Raw genomic sequence first — 5,246 nt, forward strand, 5'->3', positions numbered from 1 at the left:
TGGGCAAGGTCTGCGCTGCGGCACTGGGCAAGGTCTGCGCTGCGGCACTGGGCAAGGTCTGCGCTGCGGCACTGGGCAAGGTCTGCGCTGCGGCACCGGGCCAGGCCTTCGTGCACGGTTCACGAGCGAGCTAGCTGTGCCCTGGCAATGCGGCGACCAGGCCGCGACAATCCCGTCGCCCGTCGCCCGTCGCCCGTCGCCCGTCGCCCGTCGCCCGTCGCCCGTCGCCCGTCGCCCGTCGCCTCGACCCCCGGTTCGAGGCGACGGTCGGTGGGCCGGGCGATGTCTTCATGGGTGTCGATGCCGAGTCTGGCGGGTGTGGTCCGGAAGACTGGTGTCGTGGTGGAGCTGGTCGTGGCGTTTGCTGCCGGGTTGTTCATCGCGATCCTGACCACGCCGGTGGGAGTTTCCGGGGCGGTGTTTCTGCTGCCGGTGCAGTTGAGCGTGCTGGGCGTACCGAATCCGGCCGTCACGCCGACGAATCTGCTGTTCAACGTGGTGTCCGGCCCCGGGGCTCTGCTGCGGCACGGGCGTCGGGGTGCGCTGACCGGGCCGCTGACCCGGCTGATGGTGACGGGGACTTTGCCGGGCGTGGTCGTGGGGGCGGTGCTCCGGGTTTACGCCGTGCCCGGCCCGCATGCGTTCCGGATCATCGTGGGCGCGTTTCTGCTTCCACTGGGGGCGTGGCTCTGTGCCCGTACCGTCAAAGCGCAGAGAGCGGCCCGCCGCGGACCGGAACTGGCGCCGCGGGCGATCACGAGGTTGTCTTTTGCGGTTGGTGTGGCTGGCGGCATCTATGGCATCGGCGGCGGCTCGATCCTCGGGCCGATCCTGGTCGGGCGGGGCATGCCGGTCGCCGTGGTCGCGCCCGCCGCCCTCGCCTCGACGTTTGTCACCTCGATTGCCGGCGCCGCTGCCTATGTCGTGCTGGCGCTGGGCGCCGAAGGCAGTATTGGCCCGGTATGGGCGATCGGACTGGCCTGCGGCATCGGCGGCCTGATCGGTGGCTACCTCGGCGCGCGCTGGCAGCCGCGAGTGCCGGAACGGGGCCTGAGAATCCTGCTGGGCGGGCTCGCGATGCTGGTCGGGGTGCTGTACCTCGCGCAGAGCATCGGCTGAAGCGTCTTTACTATGAGCGCTGTGCAGACGCGTGCCGGAACCCCACGACCGATCACTCGCTACGGCAACCCGGTGCTTCACCGGCGCTGCGCCGAGGTGACGGCTTTCGACGACGATCTCGCGCAGCTGATCGCCGACATGTTCGCGAGTATGGCTGCGGCTGAGGGCGTCGGTCTGGCCGCGAACCAGATCGGCGTGGACGCGCAGGTTTTCGTGGTGGACTGCCCGGACGAGACGGGCACCCATGTCGTCGCGCACATCGTCAACCCGACTCTGCATCTCCCGGAGGATCGCGGTCTGGAGGTGGAGGACGAGGGCTGCTTGTCGGTGCCCGGCGTCCGCGCCGAGGTGGGCCGCCCCGCCACCGCGTACGTGACCGGCTTCGACCAGGCGGGCACCCCGATTCGCATCGACGGCACCGGCCTGCTGGCCCGCTGTCTGCAACACGAGACGGACCACTTGAACGGCCTGCTGTACGTGGACCGGCTGCCCGCCAAGAAGCGCAAGAAACTGTTGAGCCGCAGCGCCGAAGCGCCCGGTGTCGGCGTGGCGGAATAGCCGCAGCTGCCTGGTCGCCCCCGGGTCTGGCCGCGGTGGAGGTGTCGGGAATCCACCGACCGGTCCGTGGGCTGTCACGCAGTGGTTACCCACCGCCGCGGATTCGCCGATCCGTCGATGTCCGACCCGGTGTCCCCGGCTGACTTTTCGGGCGGCGATAGGTGATCGACGAGACGGATGGACAACAACCGCGGCGGTCGATACTCTTTCTTACGACGCCGTTGCGAGTTCTTCCCCCGTGGAATTCGCAACGGCGTTCCTATTTCCCAGAGAGTGGACACCATTCCCGGCTGCGTCCGCGCCCGGCCACTTTTAGTTAATAATTCTGCACTTCTGGTGTGCAATTTGCATCCTGGGCAGTTAGCTCACACTGACCGGCAGCGTGGTGTAACCACGGATCGCCAGGCTGTCGCGACGTCCCGGCTCGCCCGCGAAGTCGAGCTTGGGAAAGCGGTTCACCAGGGCCGGCAACGCAATCTGCGCCTCGAGCCGGGCGAGCGGCGCCCCCAGGCAGTAGTGGATCCCGCCGCCGAAGGACAGCGGTGCGTTGTCCGAGCGGGTCAGGTCCAGCCGGTCCGGCTCCACAAAACGTTCCGGGTCACGGTTGCCCGCTCCCAGGTAGGCCACAATCCGCTCGCCGCCAGCGACGGGTACGCCGGCCAGGTCGATGTCGTCCCAGGCAACCCGGGCCAGGAGTTGCACCGGGGTGTCGTACCGCAGCAATTCCTCGACCGCGCTTGCCCGAAGGCCCGGCGCGGCCCGCAGAAGGGCCAGCTGGTCCGGGTGGCGCAGCAGGGCGACCACGCTGTTGGTCAGCAGGTTGGTGGTGGTTTCGAAGCCGGCAGCGAAGAGCAGCGCCGCCATGGTCAGTAGCTCGTCCTCGGTGAGCTTCTCGCCGTCTTCCTCCGCGGCGACCAGGGCGCTGATCAGATCATCGGCGGGCTTCTTGCGCCGTTCGGCGGTCAGCCCGGCCAGGTAGTCGCGGATGGCGGCGGCGGCCGGATCTGCGATCTTGAGGTCTTCCGCGCGGACGCTCTCGAGAATCAGCGTCCAGTCCCGGACCAGCCCCTGGAACTGCGGACGATCGGGCTCCGGGATGCCGAGCAGCTCGCCGATGACGTTGACCGGCAACGGGAAGGCGAACGCTTCGACGAAGTCGACGTCGCCCGTCATCCGGTCCAGCAACTCGTCGACCATCTCGGCAATCCGCGGCTGCAGCGCCTGCACCCGCCGTGCGGTGAACGAGGAACTCACCAGGCGACGCAGCCGGGTGTGGTCCGGCGGATTGATCGTCAGGATGCTGGTGAACAACTGACGCAGCGCGACGTGATTTTCCCAGTTGGGGCTGATGAACTCGAGCATGTGCGGCGGCATGTGCCCGAGCCGCGGGTCGCGGGTGACGGCGGCGCAGTCGGCGTGCCGGGTGACCACCAGCGCGCCGTCCTCCGCGCGTACGAGCGGGGACAGCTCACGAAGTCGGCGGTACCGGGGATACGGGTCTTCCCGCCCGGCCTGCCGGGTCAGCTCGTTGAGCAGGGTCAATGCCTCAGCGCTCTCCATGATGGCCGTCATGCCGCCGAGCCTACCGGCGAGTAAGTGACAAACGTCTATGATTTGCACTCACTTCAGATCCCGTGAATCCAGGGGAAGTCGTACCTCGAAGCGGCAGCCGACACCGGTGTTGTCGACGCGTACCCGGCCGCCGTGGGCCTCCACCAGACCGCGGACGATGGCGAGTCCGAGCCCGCCGCCGAAGGTGTCTTCGCCGGCCTTCGGGGTGCGGGCACGTTCACCGCGGAACGCCACGTCGAAGACCCGATGGAGGTCGCTTTCCGGGATGCCGCCGCAGGTGTCGGAGACGCCCAGCCACGCCTCGCGGCCTTGCACTCCCGCCTGAATCCGCACCGTGCCGGCCGGCGGTGTGTAGCGCACGCTGTTGACCAGCAGATTCGCCACCACCCGGGTCAATTCCTGCTCCCCGGCCACCAGCACCGGCCAGGCACCGGGAGCTGCCGAGATCGTGACGTTGCGCCGCGCCGCCAACGGGGCGGTGGTGGCGATGGCGTCGGACACCACGTCGCCGAGCGAGACGCGGGACAGGTTCAGCTGGAGGGCGCCAGCGTTGATGCGGGACAGCTCGAAGAGATCGTCGACGAGCTGACTCATGCGGTCCGTCTCCAGGCGGATGCGGTGGTGGTAGACGGCGACGGTCTGGTGATCATCAACCACCCGGTCCTCCAGCGCCTCGGCCATCGCGCGCAGGCCAGCCAGCGGAGTACGGAGGTCGTGCGACACCCAGGCGACGAGCTCTCGGCGGCTGGCTTCCAGCTGACGCTCGCGGTCACGCGCTTGCACCGCCCACACCGATGCCGCGGCGAGTCGGCGACCGAAAGTGGTGCCGACCGCGAGGCTGACGGCGGCGGAGGCGAAAACGGTGATCAGCACGACCTGGAGATCGTGGGCGGACAGGAACATGGCCTGCGCCACCGCCGCCACTCCCGCGACGACCGAGGCCACGGTGATCATGAGCATGACACCGATGTGCATGATGATCGATCGACGGCGCAGTAACCGGAGCGACAGTTCGCCGACGATCCCCACCACGGTGCCGGCCGCGAGTGCGTACAGCGCGATCAGGATCAGGTCACGCATGGTCGCCCGCGAGCTCGAAGCGGTAGCCGGCGCCGTAGGAGGTGATGATGCGGCGTGGTGAGTCGGCGGTCGGCTGGATCTTGGCTCGTAGCCGCGCCATCGCGGTGGTGACGGTCCCGGTCTCGCCCACCGACCAGCCCCACACCTTCTCGAGGAGCTCCTGATGGGTCCACGTCCGGCCGGCATGGGTCATCAGGAAGACCAGCAGATCGAACTCGCCCTTGGTCAGCTTGACGGGCACCCCGCCGATCGTCGCGACCCGGCGCGAGGTGTCCGCGACGAGATCCCCGTCCACCAGCACCGGCTGCGGCCGCTCCGTCTGGCCGGCCCGCCGCAGAATCGACCGGATGCGAAGGGTGAGCTCGCGTGGGGAGAACGGCTTGGTGACGTAGTCATCCGCCCCGGCCTCAAGGCCGAGGACCCGATCGGGCTCCTCGCCGAGCGCCGTCAGCATCACCACGGGCAGATCGGGCGCGTGTTGCCGGAGCCGGCGACACACCTCGATGCCGTCAATGCCCGGCATCATCAGGTCGAGTACCACGATGTCCGGCATTTCCTCAGCGGCAGCCGCCAGCGCAGCCGCACCGTTCTCGGCCAGCCGGACCCGGCAGCCGTCCTGTTCGAGGTAGCGGCGGACGACGTCGCTGACCGTCGGGTCGTCGTCCACGACGAGCACGTGATGAGTCACGACCGCGACGCTACCCACCCGAAGCACTCGGATCACTCAAGAAGGTCTCTTGGCGGTCGATCCAAGGGCCACCCGTCGTGGGCCGGCGCCCGTGCTACCGGACGGCACCCGGTTGGGGCCTTGGGGTGCACCCCGCGTCCGTGAATCTTTCTCCCATGCCCGGCCGACAACGCGGCCGGACAGACTGTGGGGGAGAACAAGATTTTGCGTCGCTCGGCCATCTCGAAGA

The 5,246-nt window shown here is 68.6% G+C and carries 5 protein-coding genes; 2 read left to right on the top strand and 3 right to left on the bottom strand.

Annotated elements, in window-relative coordinates:
* Positions 1–318 precede the first annotated feature (318 nt).
* Both ACIA1L_RS18745 and def read left to right on the top strand, forming a co-directional pair.
* Positions 319–1,119, top strand: coding sequence for a TSUP family transporter (locus tag ACIA1L_RS18745; protein WP_396074049.1), 801 nt, complete (start codon positions 319–321; stop codon positions 1,117–1,119).
* 21 nt (positions 1,120–1,140) lie between these two features.
* Positions 1,141–1,677, top strand: a complete 537-nt coding sequence (gene def / locus ACIA1L_RS18750) for a peptide deformylase (RefSeq protein ID WP_396074051.1) — start codon at positions 1,141–1,143, stop codon at positions 1,675–1,677.
* A gap of 360 nt (positions 1,678–2,037) precedes the next feature.
* On the opposite strand, the gene ACIA1L_RS18755 is transcribed toward def, so the two are convergent.
* Genes ACIA1L_RS18755 through ACIA1L_RS18765 form a run of 3 tightly spaced genes read right to left on the bottom strand, consistent with a single transcriptional unit; the run spans position 2,038 to position 5,017 of the window.
* Positions 2,038–3,249 carry a cytochrome P450 gene (locus tag ACIA1L_RS18755; RefSeq protein WP_396074053.1) on the bottom strand — a complete coding sequence of 404 codons (1,212 nt, stop codon included), beginning with the start codon at positions 3,247–3,249 and terminating at the stop codon, positions 2,038–2,040.
* Positions 3,250–3,297: 48 nt separating this feature from the next.
* On the bottom strand, positions 3,298–4,329 hold the full coding sequence (locus ACIA1L_RS18760) for a sensor histidine kinase (RefSeq protein WP_396074054.1): 1,032 nt from the start codon (positions 4,327–4,329) through the stop codon (positions 3,298–3,300).
* Entirely contained in the window at positions 4,322–5,017 is a 696-nt protein-coding gene (locus ACIA1L_RS18765) for a response regulator transcription factor (protein ID WP_396074055.1), read from the bottom strand. The genes ACIA1L_RS18760 and ACIA1L_RS18765 overlap by 8 nt, the downstream gene beginning before the upstream one ends.
* Between the last annotated feature and the right edge of the window lie 229 nt (positions 5,018–5,246).

It is taken from the genome of Actinoplanes sp. NPDC051859, from assembly GCF_044452725.1.
GTDB lineage: Bacteria > Actinomycetota > Actinomycetes > Mycobacteriales > Micromonosporaceae > Actinoplanes.

Bases quoted from the DNA above. Each gene is read 5' to 3' on its own strand.
- ACIA1L_RS18755 (WP_396074053.1), bottom strand. From the start codon at position 3,249: ATGACGGCCATCATGGAGAGCGCTGAGGCATTGACCCTGCTCAACGAG.
- ACIA1L_RS18760 (WP_396074054.1), bottom strand. From the start codon at position 4,329: ATGCGTGACCTGATCCTGATCGCGCTGTACGCACTCGCGGCCGGCACC.